The organism is Paraburkholderia sp. RL17-381-BIF-C, from assembly GCF_046026435.1.
GTDB lineage: Bacteria > Pseudomonadota > Gammaproteobacteria > Burkholderiales > Burkholderiaceae > Paraburkholderia.
This window is the reverse complement of record NZ_JARESX010000019.1, coordinates 33,147-51,048: the sequence shown is the minus strand read 5'-3', so window position 1 is coordinate 51,048 and position 17,902 is coordinate 33,147. Positions and strand designations below refer to the sequence as shown.

The following is a 17,902-nucleotide window of genomic DNA, read 5'->3' as shown; positions in this document are numbered from 1 at the left end:
ACGAATCCCGCGCTGGCCGCGGGTCCGCATACTAATTCAGCATTTCTACAACAAACTAAAATATTGCGGTGCAGCAAAATGCACTAAACTCAGCGTAGAAGTCTGCAATTCGCACTCACGGTCATGTTGCGACGGAGGAATGTGCCATGACGACTCATGAGGCTTTACACGTAACAAACACGGCTGTTCTGCATGTCTTCGAGCAGGACGGCGGCTGGCATTGGGGCATCACCACGCCGCGCGCGGCGGGATCCGGATTCAAGGTGGTGGCGTTCAGCAAGGAAACCTTTCCGATTGAGGAAGCGGCGCGCAGCGATGGCGATCGGGCACTGCGCTGCCTGTCAGGCACCGACGTTCGCGAATCGACCCATTGACGACGCCTCCCGCGTGACATCGGCCGGCGCTATCGTTCACTGATCACAAGTCCAGCGTTACACCAGCTTGCACACCGGGATCGCCGGCAACCGGATGCGCCATGCAAATCAGCGCAGCACCGGGCTCGATCTGCGCCTCCACTTCGCCGTCGTACTGAACCTTTCCCGCCAACACGCGCGTCGAACATGTACCGCACATACCCGAGCGGCAACTCGACGGCGCGTTGATGCCGTGCGCCTCGGCAAGCTCCAGCAAGCTGCCGTCGCGCGGCAGCCATTGAATCGTACGCGCCGAACGCGCAAAGCTCACCTGCACACCGTCAGTGCCTTGCGCCGGCGCTTCCTGCGCCTTCGTCCCCTCGCTGGCGCGCGTGCGCTTCACGGTCGCCGGGCCGAAAGCTTCGAAGCGAATCCGTTCATCCGCGACGTTCAGTCCACGCAGCCCTTCATACAGGTCCTGCATGAACTGCTCGGGCCCGCATAGATAGAAGTCGTAGTCGTCGAAGGGCAGCGCGCGTTTCAGCGCGTCGATGCCGATCCGTCCGGGCGATACGCCGTCAGTCGGCACAGATACGGTGCTATCGAAAAGATGCAGGGAAACTGCCGGATTACGCGCCGCGATCTCCTTCAGATCCGCACTGAAAGGTCGTTCACGATCACTGCGCGCACCGTGAAAGAAGAAGAGTCGCCTCGCTTTCGCGCCGTCGTCGCGCGACGCGGCCGACGCATGCCGGAGCATGGCCATCATCGGTGTGATGCCGATACCCGCCGAGATAAAAACGGCGGAGCGCGAGCTCTCTTCCGCATAGGTGAAGGTGCCGCGCGGCTTCATCGCTTCGATCTGCATGCCGGCAACCAGATGCTCGTGCAACCAGTTCGAGGCGACCCCTTCGCGTTTCACGCTGATTCGATACCGCAACGGATGGTGCGCATCGGAAAGCGTGTAGGTTCGCAACAGTGGTGTGTCGAGACCCGGCACAGGCAGGCGGATCGGCAGAAACTGCCCCGGTTTGTAAGGCGGCAGCGGTGCGCCGTCGATCGATTCGAAGTAGAAGGAACGAATCGACGGTGTCTCGTCGACCACCGCCGCAACCGTCAGCTTGTGCCAGGGCGACGCAGCAACCGGCTTACGTACTGCCGCCGCAAACTGCGGCGCAAACTCCACATCGGACCAGCGAAACGGCAATGCGCCCCGGCTGCGCCGCACTTCCCGCACGTGAAAACGTACGAGCCGTTGCGCGCCTTCGAACGCCGCCAGCTCCGCGCCGTCCCAGACGATTTCCGCAACTGCGGCGACATACACCAGATCGCCGGTCGCGAAGTCGATGAACAGCAACCCGGCGCGTGGATCGTGGATCAGGTTACCGATCGTATTGAAGAAGTTGTTGCCGCTGTAGTCGGGCGTGGTTAGCGTGTGCTCATCCTTGATACGAACGAACCCCGGCGGCCCGCCGCGATGCGACACGTCGACGCCGCGAGCGAGACCCGCGTTCTCTTCGAGATTCGCGCTCGCGATGAAAAACGTGTCGGCTCCCGCCAGCAGCTCACGGTCGGCGTCGCTGAGTTGCGTTGCTATTTCCGGCGGCACCGAAGGCCCGGACACGCCCTGCTCCACCCAGCTCGGCACACGGCTCTGAATGTACTTCGCGCAGTTGCCGAAGCTCTGGCGAACCTCGACGGTCAGCGCGGCTCCGTCCACCGATGTCACCACGCCGTTGATCCGGTTGCGGCGCCGGGTCTTCGGCTGCAGTCCAAGGCCGCCGATCATGGCACCCTTCTGCCAGCGGTCCGCAAGTGGATCACCGGCCAGCACACCGCCTTCGATCCGCAGCGTCCGCGCATCCGGCGAGCTTACGAAACCCGGCGCGCCCGCGCGCACCGTCGCCCATGGCTGGCCGTGGGCGTCGACACCGCCGAACACCATGAACGGCTGTTCGGCGAAGAACTGGCGGTGCTGGTCCGGCATGGAGCGGCGAATGCCGCGGCGGCCCGACGCATCCGCCTGGCTTCTCACCCCCGCACGCTGCTGGGCGGCGAGTTCGGCTGTGTGAAACGGCGAGGCGTCGGCGCCCCAACTATTCAGAGGAATAAACGTGGACATCATCGGACTCCGTTGACGTCAAAAATCAGCCGCTCATCCGGCGAGCAGTCCGGCCTTCGTCGACGGCATGGCGACAAACCGCGGCAACGCTTCGACGCGGCGCAACCACGCACGAATGTTCGGGTACGGTTCGAGCGACACGCCGCCTTCCGGTGCATGTGCGATATAAGTGTGCGCGGCAATGTCGGCAATCGTCACCTGATTGCCCGCGGCGAACGCCTTGTCCGCTAGTTCGCTTTCGAGCACGTTGAACAGCTTCACGGCAATTTTCTTCGCGCTCTCATGATCGAGCGGCGCGCCGAACACGGTAACGAGCCGCGCGGCACATGGCCCGTAAGCGATCTGGCCGGCGGCGAGCGACAGCCAGCGCTGTACGGTGGCCGCGCCGAGCGGGTCTTCCGGCAGCCACGAGGCGTCGCCGTAACGCTTTGCCAGATACACGAGAATCGCGTTCGAATCGAACAGCGTGAGCTCGCCGTCCTGGATCGTCGGCACCTGCCCCAACGGGTTGAGCGCCAGATACGCGGGCTTGCGGTTATCACCGGCTTTCATGTCCAGTTCGACCACTTCGAACGGCAGGTCGAGCAGGGTCAGAAAGAGCTTCACCCGATGGCCGTGGCCGGAAAGCAGTGTTGTATACAGGCGGATCGGTTGGGCGGGTCGCGCAGCGGGCATAACAGGCTCCATCGAGCAGGAAGGGATGGGACGAGCATAATGCGCACGAGCGCCTTTGCAGAAGCCCGATAATCCGGGAAACACAGTCAATCGAAGATGGACAATCCACCATGGCCGACGTACGCGACGTAAACCTGAACCGCCTGGCGATCTTCGTCGCGGTCGTCGAGGCCGGCTCGCTGACCGCCGCGGCAGCGCGTCTGGGCCTCGCCAAAACCATGGTCAGCACGCACATGCAGCGGCTCGAGGCCGAGGTGGGCGCGAGCCTGCTGGTCCGCACGACGCGGCGGCTAGGCTTGACGGAAGCGGGCCGCGCGTTTTACGACGCCAGCGTGAAGATCCTGCGCGCCACGGAAGAAGCACTGACGGCGATCGGCGGAGAATCGGCGCCTGTGCGCGGCACCTTGCGCGTGAGCTCACCGATCGACTACGGCTCGCTTGCCGTCGCGCCGGCGCTCGTCGAACTGCGCCGCGCGAATCCGCAGCTCAATGTCGAATTGCTGTGCACCGACCAATATGTGGATCTCATCGCGGACGGCATCGACGTGGCAATCCGCCTCGGCCGGCTGGCCGACTCCAATTACCGGGCGGTGAAGCTCGGCAGCTTCGTCAAGTGGATCGTCGCGAGTCCGGAGTTCGTCGAAATAAGGGGAGAGCCGCAAACGCCCGCTGAGCTGTCGGCGATGCCCTACTGCGCGTTGACGGTCTTGCCGCATCCATTGACGCTCGAGCTGCGGCGCAGCAATGGCAAGAGCACAGACGACGGTGACGCCGAAAGCGTGCGCTGCGAAAACGCGTTTCTTGTGAACACGGCCAACGCTTGCCGCTCGGCGACGCTTGCCGGCGGCGGATTCGGCCTGTTGACCGATTTCTCGATCGACGCCGATGTCGCCGCGGGCCGGTTGATCCGCCTGTTGCCCGAATGGGCGACCGAACCCGCCAGCATTCAGGCGGTGTTTCCGCCCACCAGCCATCCGCCGGCCAAAGTGCGGGCGCTGATCGAAACGTTCAAGAAACAGCTCGAACGGCCATCGTAATGGCGCGGGCGGTTCCCGTGACACACGGAAAGCCGCCCTTTGCCGCCGGTCAGAACGAATGACGCATGCCGATCCGCACGTCGCTCTGCGTGTTCGACGAAGACGGCGTGAAGCTATAGCCGATCACCGCGTTCACGCCATCCGACGCGCGCAGATAGTCGCCGGAAATATAGACGTCCGTGCGCTTGGACAACAGGTAATGCAGGCCGAGCGAGCCCTGGTTCCAGTGGTTGCCTTCGAACCGTGTGTGTTGATAACCGCCGTACAGCATCAACGCCGGGGTGAACGTATAAGAAGCGCCGACCTCATAGACCTGCATATGCGAGGTCTCGCCGAGCCCCTTGATCGTCGTGTAAGTGAAGTCGCCGCTCAGCATGACCTTGCCGATCGTATAGGCCGCACCCACGGCAAACGCTCCTTGCTTGTCGACCGGAAACGCCGACGAGCTGTACAGGTCCGTTACCGCGCCGGTCGCGGGATCGACGGACACGGTCGGCTTGCCGAGGAACGTGCGCGTGCCGATCATCGCGTACGGGTCGAATGCGTAGATGCCGTACGGATTGTTCAACTGCGTATAGGCCGCGCCCATGTTGAAGTCGCTGTGCTCGTAACGCGCACCCACGCTCCATGCGCTCTTGTTGTGAAAGTCGCCCGCGGTATTGCCGAAAGAATACATGCCGCCGAACGAGAAGCCTGCGTAGTCGTTAGAGAGAAACTTGACTGAATTCGGCAGCCGGTCGCCGTTCATCCGGTCGAAGTCGCCCTGATGGATCGCATAACCGCTCGCCCACGACGAGATGTTATAGAGGTAGACAAACTCCTCGGTCATGTCGAGCTGATTACCGAGCGAGAGCGTACCCCAGTTGCTCTTCAGGCCGACATATGCCTGGCGGCCGAACAACGCGCCGCCGAATCCGAGTTGCCCGTTGCCCACGTGAAAACCCGACTCGAGTACGAACACGGCCTGCAAGCCGCCGCCGAGATCTTCGACGCCCTTGAAACCGATCCGGTTACCGTACGAAATACCGTCGTCGAATTTGAACTGGTTGGCGCCACCGGCATTGTTCACGTAGGTGATGCCGGCATCCAGAATGCCGTACAGTGTGACGCTGCTTTGCGCATGGGCGGCCATCGGCGCACAGATAGCGCTTGCCGCGATAGCGAGTCCCGAAAGGCTGACGGCATTGCTCTTCTTCATCTAATTCTCCCCTGCTCTTTGCCTGCGTATTTCGTTGGATAAAGCGATCCCTGCTGCGCGCTGTTGACCAGCGCGCGGCGCTTCTCGCATGACGGGCAGTTCGAAACCGGCTGAGACCGAGTAAAACGGATTGAAGCTATCTGCGATGCATGTAATGACCAGTCACATTCACATCGCCGGATCAAGAATACGAGTCCAGATTTAGGAGGATTCGACCGGAAGCGACATAAATCTGTCGCCTGGCGACTTCATGGTTAGGAATGCGCTGTTATTTCATGCCGAGCGCCGTTTGCACGGCTTGCAAACCATTGGCGCCGCTCGCCGTGTTCACGCCGTCGAGCCACGACTTCAACAATTCAGGGTGACGCTTGAGCGCTTCGGTCGCGGCAGCGTTCACAGGGGTCTTCTTTTCCAGTACTTCGGTGATCACGCCGTTTTCCAGATCGACATTGAAGGTGAGCTGCCTGAACAGCTTGCCGACGTTCGGACACTGCTCGGCATAGCCGCTGCGCGCCACCGTATTGACCGTGGCGCCGCCGTAGTTGGGCCCGAAGTACCTGTCGCCGCCATCAAGGTAAGTGAGCTTGAACCTGGTGTTCATCAAGTGCGGTTCCCACGCAAGAAAGACAATCCATTTCTTCTCGCGCACTGCCCGCTCCACCTGCGTGAGCATGCCGGTCTCGCTCGACTCGACGAGCTTCCAGTTGCCGAGGCCGAACGCCTTGTCGTCGACCATCTTCTTGATGTTCTGATTGGCCGGTGCGCCAGGTTCGATGCCATAGATCTTGCTATCGAACTTGTCGGCGTTCTTTGCCAGATCCGCGAAAGAATGGATGCCGGCCGCCGCCACATAATCGGGTACGGCCAGCGTGAACTTGGCGTTGCTCAGATTCGGATGCACGACCTCGATCGACTTTTCTTCCTCGAACGGTTTGACGACCGGCGCCTGCGCGGGCATCCAGTTGCCGAGAAACACGTCGATCTGCCCTTTCTTCAAGCCTTGATATGTGATCGGCACCGACAGGTTCGCCACGCTCTGCTTATAGCCCAGCGCCTTCAACAGTACGCCGGTGATCGCATTGGTGGCGTCGATGTCGGTCCATCCGGGCCCCGCCATGTTGACTTGCGTGCACGACTGCGGCTCGGCGGCCAACGCGAATGTGGCCGACGCGCAAAGCAGCGCCACGCCGGTTACCGCCTGTTTGAAGAGCTTTTTCATTATGTCGGCTTCCTGTTCGTGAAGTGGGGTGGATCGTTAGCAGAGTGGGAATCAACGCACGACGGCGGGAAAACGCGCCATCGCTTCGAGCGTATCCAGATCGATGTGATTGCGCATATAGCGCTGGCTCGCATCGACATGCGGCTGCCAGTCCCACGACGCGACCGTGCCCTGTGTCGTGGAAGCGAAATGAAAATGACGCCGCCGCTGGCTTTGCAACACTTCGTTGTGCAGCGCGGCGAGATCCCAGCGTTGCGCGATCTCCTCACGCAAAGCCGCGACCTGTGCCGCGTATTCGCTGCGCGCGGCAAGATTCTCCCGCTCCAGCGGGTCCGCTGCGACGTCGTAAAGTTGATCGGGATCCGCCGGCGTATGAATGAACTTGAAGCGGCCGCGCCGCACCATCACGATCGGCGCAATCGCACCTTCCGCCAGATATTCGCCAATGGCTTCATCGTGACCATCTTGGCGGCCCTGCAGATGCGGCACGAGGCTCTGTCCATCGAGCGAATCGGGCCACATGGCCGGCGATTCGCCGCGCGCCAGTTCGACCAGCGTGGGCAGCAGATCGAGATGCGAAACGGATGCCCGCACGCGATGCGCGTCGAATTGCTGCGGCGCGTGCACGATGAGCGGAACGCGGCAGCCACCTTCGAAGAAGGTCATCTTGTACCAGAGGCCGCGCTCGCCGAGCATCTCACCGTGGTCGGAGGTTACGACGATCATCGTGTCTTTCGCGAGTCCCGACTGTTCGAGCGCTTCGAGGATCGCGCCGAACTGGTCGTCGACGTAGGAGATTGCGCCGTAGTAGGCACGGCGCGCATTGCGGATCTGTTGATCCGTGGGCGGCGTGCGGTCGGTTTCGCATACATGGCGCAGGCGCTTCGAATGCGGATCGGCGTCTTCGATTGAATCGCGAAACGCGGGCATGTCGATGTCTTCGTCGCGATACAGGTCCCAGTACTTTTTTGGAATCGCATACGGGTCGTGCGGATGGGTTAGCGAGGCGACCATGCAGAATGGTCTTGCATCTTTTCCGGCATGACGTTCGCGTGCGATGTCGAAGAGTTTCTGGCGCGTGGTGAACGTGACTTCGTCATCGAAATCGAGTTGGTTGGTGCGCACGCACGGGCCCGCATCGATCACGGAGCTCATGTTGTGATACCACGTGGGGCGCGCTTCGAAATGCGCCCAGTCGGGCGTCCAGCCAAAGTCGGCAGGATAGATGTCGGTGGTGAGCCGCTCTTCGAAGCCATGCAACTGATCGGCGCCGCAGAAATGCATCTTGCCGGACAGAATGGTGCGATATCCTTCGGCGCGAAGATAGTGCGCGAACGTCAGCGTTTGCGACGGAAATTCCGCTGCATTGTCATAGGCGCCGATTGCCGACGGCAGCTTGCCCGACAGGAAGGAAAACCGCGATGGCGCACATAGCGGACTCGCGCAATAGGCGGATTCGAATACCACGCCTTGCTTGGCGAGCCGGTCGAGATTGGGGGTCCTGGTCAGACGGTGTCCGTATGCGGCCAACGCGAACGGCGTCATCTGGTCAGCCATCAGAATGAGGATATTCTTTTTGCTCTCAAGCATGGGGGCGTGCCTCGAATAGAATCACAAGTGTCGGTGCAAATGCCGCCGTTGTTGCAACGGCAAACGCGCGGCCCGATGCCGGGCCCGCCATGCGCACCACTATTGCCGTCCAATTCACGACTGTGAAGACGGCAAATCGTTATGTGCCTATAAGGGGTCGTTATGCCGAGGCAGGATCGCTTGCCGCCAATGCAGGCGCTGGCCATGTTCGAATCCGCGGCGCGTCTGGCCAGCTTCACGGCTGCCGCGCGCGAGATGGGTTCGACACAGCCGGCTGTCAGCCAGCGCGTCGTGCAGCTTGAAGAAGCGCTGGGCACCCCGCTCTTCGAGCGCGGCCATCGCGGCGTTACGCTCACGGAAGACGGCGTGCGCTTGTTCGAAGCGGTGCGCCACGCGCTCGACACGATTCGCCTCGCCACCAGCGAAATCCGCGCGCGGCGCATGCCGCAAACCCTCACGCTCTCCACCGATTTCGGCTTCGCCACCTATTGGCTGATGCCACGTTTATCGCAGTTCAAGGCGCTGATGCCGGACGTCGACGTGAAGATCATCACCTCTCAGAACGTGTTCGATCCTTCGCACGATCAGGCGGACATTGCCATTGCATTCGGCGACGAACACGCCGACTGGAGCGCGCGCGGCGTGGTCAAACTGTTTCCCGAGCGCGTCACGCCGGTGTGCAGCCCCGCCTTTGCCGCGGCACACCCGTCGCTGCGTACGCCGTCCGAGCTGCTGCACCTCCCGTTGCTGCATCTCGAACCGACCCAGCCGGCGCGCTGGCTGTCCTGGACCGACTGGTTCGCCGCGCACGCGCTGGATGCGCCGCCCGCGCATCGCGGCATCACGTTCAACAGTTTTACGCTCGTGGCCCATGCGGCGATCATGGGCCAGGGCGTCGCGCTCGGCTGGGCGCCGCTCGTCGACGAACTGCTTGCAACGGGGCAACTCGTCGAACTGTTCGAGCCGCCGGTCGTCACCGAGCGCGGCTATCTGCTCGTCACGCAGCGCGCGGCGACGCCCGCTGTTAGCGCCTTTCGCCAATGGCTGCTCGGCGAATGCGGACTCGACGCCGACTGAGCACCGCCCCCGAATCTGGCGCTCCCGTTCCAGCGCGACGGCGTTTAGCTTCTATCCGCGCATGCGCCTGATTTGATCTACTGCGATGATGCATGCCGCGCCCCGTGGCATCGCCCTATCATCCAAGTGGAGAGCGCATGTCCGCCGATTCCCGCCCCGATCAACTGGTTCTCACCGTCGCGTGTCCGAGCGCGGCGGGCCAGGTCGCCGCCGTTGTCGGCTTTCTCGACCGGCATCATTGCTATATCGACGAACTGACCGTTTTCGACGACGACCTGAGTGAACGCTTTTTCGTGCGCTGCGTGTTCCACGGCGTGGACAGCAGCGAGACGCTGCATGCCGCGGGCCTCAAGCGCGAATTCGAGCCGATCGCCGAGCGCTTTCGCATGACATGGGCCATGCACGACGTCGGCACACGGCCGAAAGTCCTGATCATGGTGTCGAAACTCGAACACTGTCTCGCCGATCTGCTGTTCCGCTGGCGCATGGGCGAGCTGAAAATGGACATTGTCGGCATCGGTTCGAATCATCGCGATCTCCAACCCTTGGCGCAGCAGCATGGCCTGCCCTTCCACCATCTGCCGATCACCGCCGATACGAAGCCGCAACAGGAAGCGCGCCTGCTCGATCTGTTCGAGACATCGGGCGCGGAGTTGATGATTCTCGCGCGCTATATGCAGATTCTGTCCGGGGAAACGAGCCGTGCGCTCGCGGCACGCGCGATCAATATCCACCATTCTTTCCTGCCCGGCTTCAAGGGTGCGAAACCGTATCACCAGGCACATGCGCGCGGCGTCAAACTGATCGGCGCCACCGCGCACTTCGTCACTGACGATCTCGACGAAGGTCCGATCATCGAACAGGTGGTGGAGCGCGTCGATCATTCGTATAGCCCGGAGCGCCTGCTTGCCACCGGGCGCGACGTCGAATGCATCACGCTGGCGCGGGCCGTCAAGGCGTTTATCGAACGGCGGGTGTTTATCAACGGCGATCGGACCGTTGTACTGCAATAAACGAAAACGCCGCTAAAAAAAGCGGCGTTCTCTGGAAGCTGCCGCTTCACCGAAGCGGCAGCACGTTCACACTAAGCGCGTAATCACTTCACCCAGCTATCCACGCGGTCGCCGTGCGCGCTGATCCACGCATCCGCGGCAGCAGTCGGCTTCTCGCCGTTTTGCGTGGCCAGCATCACGCTGTCGATCTCACCCGGCTTCCATTGGAACTTTTTGAGGAACGCGACAACCGTCGGCGCCTTCTTCTCGAGGTCAGGATTCACGACGCTATCCACGTGCTCCGCTTCGCCGAATACTTTCTTCGGATCTTCGAGGAATTTGAGCTTGTACTTCGCGAACATCCAGTGCGGCTTCCAGCCCGTCACGATAATCGGCTTGCTCGCCGCTTCCGAGCGCGCCAGTTCGGCGGTCATCGCGCTGCCCGAGCTCGGCATCAGCGTGTAATCGAGTCCGTAGGCCTTGATCGCCTCGCTGGTTTTCTGCATCACGCCCGCGCCGGCGTCGATCCCAACGATGCGGGAGCCGAACTCCGTCTTCTTCGCCTCCAGATCGCCCACGCTCTTCACGTCGGCGTTTTCTGGCACGATCAGGCCGATCTTCGCATCGTTGAAGTTCGGACCGAGGTCGACCACCTTGTCCTTGAAGTTGTTCCAGTACGCGCCGTGCGTGACCGGCAGCCACGCGGACAGCGTCGCATCGAGGTCACCGCGCGCCACGCCTTGCCACATCACGCCGGCTGCGACCGGCACGAGTTGCACCTGGTAGCCCAGACGCTTTTCGATCACGCGCGCGGCCACGTTCGAGGTCGCGACGCTGTCGTCCCAGCCTTCCACGTAACCGATCTTGATAGTCGGCTTGGTATCGGCCGACACACTCACGCTGCTTGCCGTCAGCGCCGCGCTCAATGCGCTCAACACGAATATCTTTTTGATCAGTCTCATCGCCGTTCTCCCGTTTGCCGTCACAACAACCCAATGAGCATTTAGAATCGCCAGCCAGAATTGCCAGGTAGCGTTGTTTTCCGACATCCAGTTGTCCGCACGCGACTTCGGCCACTGGGGGCCGTCCTTCTCGTCTTACTTATCCACGACCAGATCGGTCAACGGCTTGCTGCAGCACAACAGCACCATGCCCTGATCGATCTCACGCTGGCGAATGCCGCCTGCGTGTTTCATCGCGACTTCCCCCGATACCAGCTTGACCTTGCAGGTGCCGCACATACCCTGAGTACACGACGCGGGCAGCCGCACGCCCGCTTTCTTCGCGGCGTCGAGCACGTGCTGGCCACTGCCGCATTCGATCTCGCGATTGCTCTTGGCGAAACTCACCTTGAAGCGGGTTTCCGTTTCTATGGAAGCGGGCGCCGGTGCGAGCGCGGGCGTGAAGCCCGGCGCCTGTTCGCGCGCCTCGATAAAGCTCTCGGCCGTGACCGGCGCGCTCGCGTTCAGCAACGCGTCCGCCACGTGAGCGGTGGTCAACTGCGCGGCCACTTCGCCCACGGTCTCGAACGAGAAACTTTCCTCATGGTAGTGACTGCGATCGAAACCGCCCTCGTCCAGCAGATTGCGCACCGCTTGCATGTACGGCGCGGGTCCGCAGGTAAAGATCTCACGTTCCAGAAAGTCCGGCGCGATGAGCTTGAGCAGCGGCAATGTCAGAAAACCGGTCACACCTGGCCAGTTCGTGCGCGCGCCGAGCCGTTCGCAAACAAACGCGGTGCGGAAATGCGCCTGATTCGACGCGATCAGGTCGAGTTCGCGCGCGAAGATAATGTCGTCCGGTGTACGGGCGCTATGCACGAACACGATGTCGCTATCTTCACCGAGTTCATGATGCGCGCGGCTCATCGACATCAGCGGCGTAATACCCGAGCCCGCCGATAAAAACAGGAATTTGCGCGCCGGGTGCCGCGCGCAGGTGAATTCGCCCGCCGGCCCGAGCACGCGAACCTTGGCGCCCGCATGCAGATTGTCATGCAGCCAGTTCGACACCTTGCCGCCCGGCACGCGCTTGACCGTGATCGAGATCGTATGCGGACGCGTGGGCGGCGAAGAGATCGTATAGCAGCGATTGATCGACTCGCCGTCTATCTCCAGTTCCAGCGTAATGAACTGCCCCGGCTCGAATACGAACGCCCGTCCGGACGGCGCGCGAAAGAAAAAGCTCTTTACGTCGTGCGTTTCCTGGCGGACCTGGCAGCACACCAGCGTGTCGTCGGTGTCGCTGTTCCAGCGCGCCGGCAACGCTTCCCAGAAACGCGGCTGCGTGACCCGGCTGGCAGCGTGGTCCGCGGCCGGCTGGGTGTTGAGCTGAAACGTCGCCTGATCGCGCATCATTGTTTTCTCCGACTCCTGGTTGCGGTGCCGCGCTCAGCGCATGAAAGACACGACTTTTTCGCCGTGCGAAGCCGGCGTGGTTTCGCCTGCTTCATGGGTTTGGGGCGCATTGCTGTAATCCGCCAGGCGGCCGATGTACCACTCGCAGAACTTCTCGACGAGGCCTTCCGTGAACGGCGAATACGGACCCGGCTCATAAGCGCTGCTCGTCGCGCCGCGTTGCGAGTATTCGACGAGTGCGCGATCCTGATCGTTCGTGGCGCGCCACACGGCCGTGAGGTTGTTCACGTCGTAATCGATGCCTTCGCGCGCGTCCTTGTGAACGAGCCACTTGGTGCGCACCAGCGTCTTGCCCGCCGAGAGCGGAATCACCGAGAAACTGACAATGTGATCGCTCATGAAGTGATGCCACGAATTGGGCTGCGTCCAGAACGACAGGCCACCGAGATCGGCTTGCTCGAAGCCGCCGAGCAGTTTCTTCGAGGCCACTTTCGCGTCGAGCGTCTGCGATTCGCCGTCGCGATCGAGCGGCAGGCGTTGCGTGCGAAAACCGGTGACCAGATCGGCAAGCCGTTCGATTTCCGCGGAAGGCAACTGCATCGCTTCCCATTGCGCGGTGCGGCGAGCCACGGTCTCTTCGAACGCGGCCATGCCCTCTTCATTGGCCGGCGTGCGCTGATAACCGAAACCGTATTCGTACAGCGAAATGGTCAACTCGGGATGGTTCGCGACGCAGTGATAGCACTCGCGATTGTTTTCCATCGTGAGTTTCCAGTTGCCCTCTTCGACAATGTCGATCGAGGCCGCGATCTTGCAGTTGGCCAGATCGTGCGGCAACAGATACGGTTCCATCGCCGCGCGCACCACGGCGAAGTCCGCTGGCGGGTTGTCCGCGAGGCAAATGAAAATCAGGCCGGCCAGATTCTCGAGATGCACGGACTTCAGGCTATGTTTGCAGCGGTCGAACTGGTCGCCCATGTGTTCGGCGAACATCAGATCGCCGTTCAGGTTATACGTCCAGCTGTGATACGGGCAGACGATATTGCCGAGCGAGCCTTTGTCGGTATTGCACAGGCGCGCGCCGCGATGGCGGCAGACGTTGTGAAACGCCCTCACCTGCATATCGTCGTCGCGCACGATCAGGATCGAATCGTTGCCGATCTCCACGGTGATGTAGTCGCCCGGCTCCGGCACGTCCGGTTCCACCGCGACCTGAATCCAGTGTTGCCGGAAGATCGCCTCCATGTCGAGCGCGAAAATATTCTCGCTCGTATAGAAAGGCGCTTCCAACGTGTGATTCTTCTTACGGCGTTCGATCATTGCGCGAACGTCTGCCGAAACTTTCATTGTGTGCTCCGTTGCATGTCACGTCTGGCGCCGCGCCAGGCCCTCCTGGTCGCATGCTGGCCCGAACCGGAAATCAGTAATCCACGAGTTGATGCTCGCGCAAATACGCGAGAATGACTTGTGCTTTTTCGACGGAACTCCCTTCAATTACGACGCTGCCGCCTCGGCTCTCGGTCGTCGTGGCAGACAGCATGCGGGCGTGGCCGGAACGCTTTTCGGCGGCGGCAAGCCGCACCGGTTTGGCGGCTGCCGGGCGGATAGTCCAGGCAAGCTCGTCGGCGCTGCCGGCGGCTTGCGCGGCGACCGGGCGGATCGTGCCTTCGCGCAACCGTGCGTAGGCGTACGTGGGAGCGGCGTTGGCCAGCGGATGCACGGCGATCAGCGCGGGCAACCGCACCTCCACGCGGCGGCGCAACCCCTTCGGCATGAACTGGCGCACTTCCGCAAAACCGTCGCGCAACGTCACGTCGACAGCCGCGCCGACCAGCGCGATCTCCAACGCATTGGCGACGCGATACGGCAGCATGCCGCTGTCGAACCCGCCTTCAGCGCGCGTGCCGGTCAGAACGAGGTCGTAGCCACGCAGCCGCGCGGCTAGCGGAGCGGCTGCGTCCGCCTGGATATCAGGTGTCGTAGCTATTTCAAGCACTTCGACCGAACGTGCGCCGAGTGCCAGATACTCCTTCAACGCAGGGTTCGACGGATCGCCCGCATGTAGCACGTCGAGCGTCGCGTTGTGTGTTCTGGCGAGCGAGAGCGCCATGGTCAGCGCGGCGGCATCGTTGCGGCTGTAGCGCGCCGTGCCGCTCACCGGATGACGGCCCACGGAAACGAGGACGGCAATCTTCATGCGAGCGCTCCTTCGGTGACAGCCGTTGAATTCAGCAGCGCCGCACCGGTTCCGCGCGCAGTGCGCGCCGCGGCCGCTGCTTCGTTGAGCGCCGCGATGGTTTCCTGCGCGTCCGCGATCACTGTCAGGTTCGCGCGCTTGGCGATCGGCGCACTCGCGTCGAGATTCACCGCGATCACATGCCGGCAGTCCTTGATCCCTTGCAGATGCTGGACCGCGCCGGAAATACCGAAGGCGATATACACACTCGCCTCGACGGTCTTGCCGGTCGCGCCGATCTGTTTGTCGCGGGTGAACTTGCCGTCGTCCACGGCCACACGGCTCGCGCCGATGGCCGCGCCCAGCGTGGCCGCCAGACGCTCGAACGCCGGCACGTCGCGCACGCCGTTGCCCGCCGAAACGATGAAATCCGCTTCTTCGAGCGCCAGTTGCGCGGCGTCGATTTCCTCGATGCCGAGATCGCGCACCGCGCCTTGCGCTGCTGCGGCGTCGCCGTCGAAGCGCCACATGACCCGCTCGCCCGCGCCGACGAACGGCAGCTTCGGATCGACCGCGTTGGGCGCGAGCAGCACTACCTCGGGCAACGTGCGCGCGGCATACGCTGTATTCGCCTGAACATAGGCCGCCACATGCGCGGCGTCGATCTCGACGACATGCGTGGCCACGCTCGCATTCGCCGCGGCTGCATAACGGCGGCCAAGGTCGCCGTCGCCGGTTGCGTTATCGGGAAGAAAAACATGCACCGGTGCGTAAGCCGCGACGCACGCGGCCAGCGCATTCAATTCGTCCAGCGGCGCGAAGGTGCGGCAGTCGAACATCGGCAATTCGATCAGCTTGTCGGCGCCGAGCGCTGCGGCGTCGCCGCTGAACTCGCCGAAGACCAGCAAGACCACCTCGGTCGTTGCGTCCGCAATCAGGGCGGCGCCGGCCAATACCTGGCGCGCATGATCGTCCAGCGCGCCACGGTCCGCGTGGGCGGCCACCAGCATCACACGCTGAGGCGTCGCCGTGGTGCGGCGCGGTTTGGCCTGTTCGCGATGCGAGGCGCCGTGCGCGGTGAATTCCAGTGAGCCCGCCACACCCGTCACACCGAGGGTGATACGCCTGAGTCCGTCTGCCGTGATCGTGAACGGACGGCGCGGGTCGATTCGTTTGAGAGAGTTCATCGCGTTACTCCAGCGCCGCTGCAACCAGTTCGGCGACGTCCAGCACTTCCGGACGCGGCCCCACAACGCCTTCGAGCATCGCCGTGCAATTCGGGCAGCCGACCGCGACGATCTCCGCACCGACGGTTTTCGCGTCGTCGATACGAATGTCGGGAATGCGCCGCTTGCCCGGAATATCGGTGAGGGGCGCTCCGCCGCCACCGCCGCAGCAGCGTCCGCGCATGCCGTTGCGCTCCATTTCCACGACCTTGATGCCAATGGTCTTCAGCAAGCGGCGCGGCGCCTCCGTTTCACCGTTATAGCGGCCCAGATAGCACGGGTCGTGATACGTGATCTTGCGATCCGCAAACGCGGCCACCGCACGCGGCGTGAGCTTCCCGCTCGCGACCAGTTGCTCGATCAGCGCCGTGTGATGCTGCACCTCGTAGAAACCGCCCAGCGCGCGATACTCGTTGCGCAGGCTGTGCAGCACGTGCGGGTCCGCGGTGACGATCTTGCGGAACGAGTACTGCGAGAGCGTGCCGATCAGCTTGTGCGCGAGCTGCTGGAAAGTCGCTTCGTCGCCGAGACGGCGGGCAGTGTCGCCCGTATCGGTTTCCACGCCGCCCAGCACCGCATAGTCGATGCCCGCGCGATTCAGCACCTTGACGAGCGCACGCAGCGTGCGCTGATAGCGCATGTCGAACGCGCCTTCGCCGGCGATCAGCAGCACGTCCACCGGACGGCCCGGCTGCGCGACCTGCACTTGCAGATCGACGGCCCAGTCGTAACGCGCGCCGATGTCGTAGCCGTTCGAACTGCCCGTCTCGCGCAGATTCGCGAGCGTGATCGGCCCCTTGCCCGGCACGCTGCCTTCAACCAGCGTCTGATTGCGGCGCATATCCACAATCGCGTCCACATGCTCGATCAGCATCGGGCACTCCTGCACGCAAGCGCGGCAGGTCGTGCAGGACCACAGCGTGTCCGCTTCGATCAGGCTGGAGATCAGCGGCTTGCCCGGCGCACCGGCGTGCTTGCCGACCGGAATGCCCGGCGTGGGACTGCCCGCGTATTCGGCGTCCGTGCCGCCCACCATGCCCGTGACGAGGTCCTGAATCAGCTTCTTCGGATTGAGCGGCTGACCGGCGGCGAACGCGGGACAGGCCGCTTCGCACTTGCCGCACTGCACGCACGCGTCGAAACTGAGCAACTGGTTCCAGCGAAACTCGACCGGCTTGCCGACGCCGTATTCCTTCGCGTCGAGCAGCGGTGCTTTCAATGCAGTAGGCGGCACCACGTCCGTGTCATTGCGCTCGGCAAAACGCTCCTGACGCGGATGAAACGCGAGATGCAGCAACCCGGCAAGCGCATGCTTCATCGGGCCGCCGCGCGCCGCGCCGAACGTCATCGCGAACGCGCCCGCCGCGATCAGCAGCGCGACGATGACGGCGAGCGCACCGGACATCGCGGAAGCCGGCAGCGCGATGAACAGCACCAGACCGAGCGCGAACGACCCGAGCAGCAGCGGCAGATGATCCCATGGCCCGCGCGAGAGCCGCGCCGGCACCGCTTTCGCGCCGTGGCGGCGGCGCCAGACGAACACCGCGCCGACCAGCATGACGAGCGCGGCCAGAAAGATCAGCTTGTCGAGCCACGGCGAGTAAATAGCCAGCCCGTAGTTGACGAACACCAGCGCCATCGCGAGAATCGCGCCGCCCGCGGTCGCCACGTGCGTTTTGGCGATGTACGGATCGCGCGCCACCACATGATGCAGGTCCACGAAATAGCGCTTGGGAATCGCCAGCAGATTGGTCCAGCCGTAAGCGCCCGCCGCCGTGGCGCGGCCTTCGCGCCAATACGCGGCGCGCTTGACGAGCGCGAACGCCAGACCAGCCACCGACAACCACAACAGGACGGTGATGACAAACACGGGGCTCATC

At 62.8% G+C, this 17,902-nt stretch carries 15 protein-coding genes; 4 read left to right on the top strand and 11 right to left on the bottom strand.

Annotated elements, in window-relative coordinates; all coding sequences use genetic code 11:
• Nucleotides 1-146: 146 nt before the first annotated feature.
• Nucleotides 147-374: a hypothetical protein gene (locus P0D70_RS14355; protein WP_408184979.1), complete on the top strand. Its 228-nt coding sequence runs from the start codon at nt 147-149 to the stop codon at nt 372-374.
• 43 nt (nt 375-417) lie between these two features.
• Here P0D70_RS14355 and P0D70_RS14350 read toward each other — a convergent pair whose 3' ends face one another.
• Both P0D70_RS14350 and P0D70_RS14345 read right to left on the bottom strand, forming a co-directional pair.
• Nucleotides 418-2,475: a pyridoxamine 5'-phosphate oxidase family protein gene (locus P0D70_RS14350; protein WP_408185029.1), complete on the bottom strand. Its 2,058-nt coding sequence runs from the start codon at nt 2,473-2,475 to the stop codon at nt 418-420.
• Nucleotides 2,476-2,508: 33 nt separating this feature from the next.
• Nucleotides 2,509-3,150 carry a glutathione S-transferase family protein gene (locus P0D70_RS14345; protein WP_408184978.1) on the bottom strand — a complete coding sequence of 214 codons (642 nt, stop codon included), beginning with the start codon at nt 3,148-3,150 and terminating at the stop codon, nt 2,509-2,511.
• Nucleotides 3,151-3,260: 110 nt separating this feature from the next.
• On the opposite strand from P0D70_RS14345, the gene P0D70_RS14340 reads away from it, so the two are divergent.
• Complete coding sequence (locus P0D70_RS14340) at nt 3,261-4,187, top strand: LysR family transcriptional regulator (protein ID WP_408184977.1); 927 nt, start codon at nt 3,261-3,263, stop codon at nt 4,185-4,187.
• 49 nt (nt 4,188-4,236) lie between these two features.
• Here P0D70_RS14340 and P0D70_RS14335 read toward each other — a convergent pair whose 3' ends face one another.
• The 3 genes from P0D70_RS14335 to betC form a co-directional block, all read right to left on the bottom strand.
• Entirely contained in the window at nt 4,237-5,385 is a 1,149-nt protein-coding gene (locus P0D70_RS14335; protein WP_091801437.1) for a porin, read from the bottom strand.
• A 268-nt stretch (nt 5,386-5,653) separates the two neighbouring features.
• Nucleotides 5,654-6,604: a choline ABC transporter substrate-binding protein gene (locus tag P0D70_RS14330; RefSeq protein WP_408184976.1), complete on the bottom strand. Its 951-nt coding sequence runs from the start codon at nt 6,602-6,604 to the stop codon at nt 5,654-5,656.
• Between the two features lie 51 nt (nt 6,605-6,655).
• Nucleotides 6,656-8,194 (bottom strand): choline-sulfatase, encoded by a 1,539-nt coding sequence (gene betC, locus P0D70_RS14325; protein WP_091801445.1) that lies wholly within the window; start codon nt 8,192-8,194, stop codon nt 6,656-6,658.
• A gap of 162 nt (nt 8,195-8,356) precedes the next feature.
• On the opposite strand from betC, the gene P0D70_RS14320 reads away from it, so the two are divergent.
• Nucleotides 8,357-9,271, top strand: a complete 915-nt coding sequence (locus P0D70_RS14320) for a choline sulfate utilization transcriptional regulator (protein ID WP_408184975.1) — start codon at nt 8,357-8,359, stop codon at nt 9,269-9,271.
• 137 nt (nt 9,272-9,408) lie between these two features.
• Nucleotides 9,409-10,284, top strand: a complete 876-nt coding sequence (gene purU / locus P0D70_RS14315; protein ID WP_408184974.1) for a formyltetrahydrofolate deformylase — start codon at nt 9,409-9,411, stop codon at nt 10,282-10,284.
• Nucleotides 10,285-10,367: 83 nt separating this feature from the next.
• Here the strand turns inward: purU and P0D70_RS14310 are convergent, their stop codons facing one another.
• From P0D70_RS14310 to P0D70_RS14285, 6 genes are all read right to left on the bottom strand, one after another.
• Nucleotides 10,368-11,225 (bottom strand): glycine betaine ABC transporter substrate-binding protein, encoded by an 858-nt coding sequence (locus P0D70_RS14310; RefSeq protein ID WP_091801454.1) that lies wholly within the window; start codon nt 11,223-11,225, stop codon nt 10,368-10,370.
• A gap of 135 nt (nt 11,226-11,360) precedes the next feature.
• The gene (locus tag P0D70_RS14305; RefSeq protein ID WP_408184973.1) at nt 11,361-12,620 is read right to left on the bottom strand and encodes an FAD-binding oxidoreductase; all 1,260 of its coding nucleotides are present in this window, start codon (nt 12,618-12,620) and stop codon (nt 11,361-11,363) included.
• Nucleotides 12,621-12,653: 33 nt separating this feature from the next.
• On the bottom strand, nt 12,654-13,967 hold the full coding sequence (locus P0D70_RS14300) for an aromatic ring-hydroxylating oxygenase subunit alpha (protein WP_091801460.1): 1,314 nt from the start codon (nt 13,965-13,967) through the stop codon (nt 12,654-12,656).
• Nucleotides 13,968-14,040: 73 nt separating this feature from the next.
• Nucleotides 14,041-14,817, bottom strand: a complete 777-nt coding sequence (locus P0D70_RS14295) for an electron transfer flavoprotein subunit beta/FixA family protein (protein WP_408184972.1) — start codon at nt 14,815-14,817, stop codon at nt 14,041-14,043.
• Entirely contained in the window at nt 14,814-15,983 is a 1,170-nt protein-coding gene (locus P0D70_RS14290; protein ID WP_408184971.1) for an electron transfer flavoprotein subunit alpha/FixB family protein, read from the bottom strand. The genes P0D70_RS14295 and P0D70_RS14290 overlap by 4 nt, the downstream gene beginning before the upstream one ends.
• Nucleotides 15,984-15,987: 4 nt before the next feature.
• Entirely contained in the window at nt 15,988-17,901 is a 1,914-nt protein-coding gene (locus P0D70_RS14285; protein ID WP_408184970.1) for a (Fe-S)-binding protein, read from the bottom strand.
• Nucleotide 17,902: the final 1 nt, after the last annotated feature.

Bases quoted from the DNA above. Each gene is read 5' to 3' on its own strand.
- P0D70_RS14355 (WP_408184979.1), top strand. From the start codon at position 147: ATGACGACTCATGAGGCTTTACACGTAACAAACACGGCTGTTCTGCAT.
- P0D70_RS14350 (WP_408185029.1), bottom strand. From the start codon at position 2,475: ATGTCCACGTTTATTCCTCTGAATAGTTGGGGCGCCGACGCCTCGCCG.
- P0D70_RS14345 (WP_408184978.1), bottom strand. From the start codon at position 3,150: ATGCCCGCTGCGCGACCCGCCCAACCGATCCGCCTGTATACAACACTG.
- P0D70_RS14340 (WP_408184977.1), top strand. From the start codon at position 3,261: ATGGCCGACGTACGCGACGTAAACCTGAACCGCCTGGCGATCTTCGTC.
- P0D70_RS14335 (WP_091801437.1), bottom strand. From the start codon at position 5,385: ATGAAGAAGAGCAATGCCGTCAGCCTTTCGGGACTCGCTATCGCGGCA.
- P0D70_RS14330 (WP_408184976.1), bottom strand. From the start codon at position 6,604: ATGAAAAAGCTCTTCAAACAGGCGGTAACCGGCGTGGCGCTGCTTTGC.
- betC (WP_091801445.1), bottom strand. From the start codon at position 8,194: ATGCTTGAGAGCAAAAAGAATATCCTCATTCTGATGGCTGACCAGATG.
- P0D70_RS14320 (WP_408184975.1), top strand. From the start codon at position 8,357: ATGCCGAGGCAGGATCGCTTGCCGCCAATGCAGGCGCTGGCCATGTTC.
- purU (WP_408184974.1), top strand. From the start codon at position 9,409: ATGTCCGCCGATTCCCGCCCCGATCAACTGGTTCTCACCGTCGCGTGT.
- P0D70_RS14310 (WP_091801454.1), bottom strand. From the start codon at position 11,225: ATGAGACTGATCAAAAAGATATTCGTGTTGAGCGCATTGAGCGCGGCG.
- P0D70_RS14305 (WP_408184973.1), bottom strand. From the start codon at position 12,620: ATGATGCGCGATCAGGCGACGTTTCAGCTCAACACCCAGCCGGCCGCG.
- P0D70_RS14300 (WP_091801460.1), bottom strand. From the start codon at position 13,967: ATGAAAGTTTCGGCAGACGTTCGCGCAATGATCGAACGCCGTAAGAAG.
- P0D70_RS14295 (WP_408184972.1), bottom strand. From the start codon at position 14,817: ATGAAGATTGCCGTCCTCGTTTCCGTGGGCCGTCATCCGGTGAGCGGC.
- P0D70_RS14290 (WP_408184971.1), bottom strand. From the start codon at position 15,983: ATGAACTCTCTCAAACGAATCGACCCGCGCCGTCCGTTCACGATCACG.
- P0D70_RS14285 (WP_408184970.1), bottom strand. From the start codon at position 17,901: ATGAGCCCCGTGTTTGTCATCACCGTCCTGTTGTGGTTGTCGGTGGCT.